A 1,087-nucleotide genomic window follows, 5' to 3' on the forward strand; every position below is an offset into this window, starting at 1 on the left:
ATTAACGACAGATGGCGCAACGGTTATGGAGGAAACATCCAAAGCCTTTGGAGAAATCTTTAGTATGAAAGCCGAAATCGATGAAATCAACGAGCAATTGACGGTTCGCACCGATTATGAAAGTGACGCCTATATGAAATTGATCGAAAGAGTTTCGGACTTGAGCGAGAAATTTTACGCCATCGAAGAAGTGAATTACGAAGCTGAAGTAGAGAAAATATTAACAGGTTTGGGTTTTGAACGTGAAGATTTTACACGTCAAACTTCAGAGTTTTCGGGTGGTTGGAGAATGAGAATCGAATTGGCTAAAATACTTTTGCAAAAACCGGATTTGATTTTACTAGATGAGCCAACGAACCATATGGACATTGAAAGTATTCAATGGTTGGAGGATTTTTTGATCAATTCTGCCAAAGCGGTTGTGGTGATTTCGCATGATAGAGCCTTTGTCGATAATATTACGAATCGTACTATTGAAGTGACAATGGGACGAATTTATGATTATAAAGCCAAAGATTCTCATTATTTAGAATTGCGAAAAGACCGTCGTTTGCACCAACAAAAAGCTTACGATGAACAACAACGAATGATTGCCGATAATAGAACTTTTATTGACCGTTTCAAAGGCACATTTTCTAAAACCGATGCGGTTCAGTCACGTGTAAAAATGCTAGAAAAACTAGTTATTGTTCAGGTGGATGAAGTGGATACTTCGGCTTTGAAGTTGAAATTCCCGCCTGCAGCTCGTTCAGGACAATATCCTGTGATAGTCAAAGAAATGTCAAAATCTTATGGAAATCACGTAGTTTTCAAGGATGCCAATATCGTGATTGAAAGAGGTCAGAAAGTAGCTTTCGTGGGTAAAAATGGGGAAGGAAAATCAACGATGATCAAAGCCATAATGAAAGAAATTGGCGTTGACAGCGGTGCTGTAGAAATTGGTCACAATTCACAAATTGGTTATTTTGCACAAAATCAAGCGGCTTTATTGGACGAAAATGCAACGATTTTTGAAACCATTGATGATATTGCCGTGGGAGATGTTCGAACCAAGATTAAAGATATTTTGGGCGCTTTTATGTTTCAC

Annotated in this window: 1 protein-coding gene; it reads left to right on the forward strand. The window is 38.3% G+C overall.

Annotated elements, in window-relative coordinates; genetic code table 11:
* Positions 1-1,087 (forward strand): ABC-F family ATP-binding cassette domain-containing protein (locus tag EKL98_RS17090; RefSeq protein WP_148104476.1); only part of this gene is annotated, 1,087 nt, incomplete at both ends.

It is taken from the genome of Flavobacterium bomense (genome assembly GCF_003970355.1).